2 protein-coding genes are annotated in these 2,101 nt (G+C 62.0%); one reads left to right on the forward strand and one right to left on the reverse strand.

Annotation, left to right across the window (positions count from 1 at the left end; translation table 11 throughout):
- Positions 1–561: CaiB/BaiF CoA transferase family protein (locus MK313_RS10315; protein ID WP_287781363.1), on the reverse strand; the 561-nt coding region annotated here is incomplete at its 3' end.
- Positions 562–808: 247 nt separating this feature from the next.
- On the opposite strand from MK313_RS10315, the gene MK313_RS10320 reads away from it, so the two are divergent.
- On the forward strand, positions 809–2,101 hold a 1,293-nt coding region (locus tag MK313_RS10320), incomplete at its 3' end, for an ABC transporter substrate-binding protein (RefSeq protein ID WP_287781364.1).

Consider the following 2,101-nt stretch of genomic DNA (forward strand, 5'->3'; position numbering starts at 1 on the left):
GGGCTGCGGCTCCAGCAGAGCGTCCAGAACGACGCGTAGCGCGTTCAGACGGGTGGCGTTGTCGACGGGGTAGAAGCTGGCCATCGCATAGGGCCCGTCCGGGTCGCCCATGGTCGAGATCATGCCGGAGAAGGCCTGAAGCATGACGTCATAGCCTGGCGTCTTGCCCATCGGCCCGTCACGGCCATAGCCGGAAATCTCGCAATAGATCAGCCGCGGGTTGATCGCCGACAGCGTTTCGTAATCGACACCCAGCTTCGCCGCCGTGCCGCCGCCAAAGCCCTGCAGCACGACATCGGCGCGCTGTGCCAGGTCATGGACGATCTTCCGCCCCTCATCGCTTTTCAGGTCGAGGGCGATGCTGCGCTTGTTGTGGTTGAAGGCGAGGAACAGCGCCGACTGGCCCTTTTCCTGAGGCGACCAGCCACGCGTATCGTCGCCGCTGCCGACTGGCTCCACCTTCACCACTTCAGCCCCCAGATCGCCCAGATACTGGCCGCACAGCGGCCCGGCGATCACCTTGCTGAGGTCGAGTATCCTGATCCCTGCGAGCGGTTTCATCCCTGTCCTTTTCTTTATCGTTATCGCCGGTTCCGGCATGCGTGCGCGACACTCTGCCATGCCCGACCGGTGAGGAAAATGAGCCAATATGTACTGGCGTTCCCCCGCCGTGCCGACTAGGCTGCGTTCCTGGCTTGTCGCAGAAGATTACAACTTCAGCATCCGCCGCACATTAATAAGAAGGCCTAAGCCTCTTATAAGTAAAGATATTTCACGACCACGGAACAATCAGGAGGTCCGTTTAACAATGAGACGGTTTGCTCGCACGAAGCTTTGGGCGCTGGCCGGCACGGCCGCCATTGCGCTCTGCCTGGCGGCACCGTCGGCCCAGGCAGGTAAGGCCGACGACACCCTCAACATCGCCTGGGATGTCGAGGTGCCGAATGTGAACATGTATTTCGACACCTCGCGTAACGGCGTCATCATCGCCCATCACGTCTGGGACGGGCTGGTCTGGCGCGACGCGGCCTCTGGCGAGTTCAAGCCGCTGATCGCCTCCTCCTGGAACATCGTGGACGACAAGACCATCGAGGTCGAAATCCGCAAGGGCGTGAAGTTCCACAATGGCGCGACGCTGACCGCCGACGATGTGGTCTATACCTATAATTACCTGGCCAAGCCGGATAACGGCATCCTGAACCGCAACTACACCAGCTGGATCGAGAATGCTGAGAAGGTTGGCGACAACAAGGTCCGGATCACGGCCAAGAACACCAATCCGCTGATCCTGCTCTACATGGTCGAGATCGGCATCTATCCGCAGAAGTATTACGAGGAAGTCGGGCCGGAGGGCATGGGCCTGAAGCCGGTCGGCACCGGCCCGTACAAGATCACCTCGGTCGATCCGGGCAAGCGCCTGGAGTTCGAGGCCTTCGCGGATTATTACGACAGCCCGAAGGGCAAGGCGAAAATCAAGAAGATCGTGCAGCGCACGATCCCGGAGATGAACACCCAGGTGGTCGAGCTGGCCAGCGGGCGTCTCGACTGGATCTGGCGTGTGGCGCAGGATCAGGCCGACCGTCTGGAGAAGACCGGCCGCGTGCAGGTCATCAACGCCAACACGATGCGCGTCGGCTACCTGCACCTGAACGCCGTCGGCGGGCCGGAAGATTCGCCGCTGCGCAAGCTGAAGGTGCGCCAGGCGATCAACCACGCCATCAATCTGGAAGGCATCGTGAAGAACCTGGTGCGCGGTTCGTCCCAGGTCATCCACTCGGCCTGCTATCCGGAGCAGTTCGGCTGCACCGACGATGTGCAGAAGTACCCGTACGATCCCGCCAAGGCGAAACAGCTGCTGGCCGAGGCCGGCTATCCGAACGGCTTCACCACCGCCTTCTACGCCTATCGTGACCGGGCGCAGAACGAGGCGATGATGTCCGACCTCGCCGCCGTCGGCATCAAGGCGGAGCTGCGCTACGGCCAGTACGCCGCGACCCGCGATGCGCTGCGCAAGGGTGAAGTACCGATCGCCAGCCTGACCTGGGGCTCCAACTCGATCCCCGATGTGGACGCCATCCTTCCGGGGGTCTTCGGCGGCCTG

The sequence above is a fragment of the Oceanibaculum sp. genome (assembly GCF_022449305.1).
GTDB classification, from domain to species: Bacteria; Pseudomonadota; Alphaproteobacteria; order Oceanibaculales; family Oceanibaculaceae; genus Oceanibaculum; species Oceanibaculum indicum.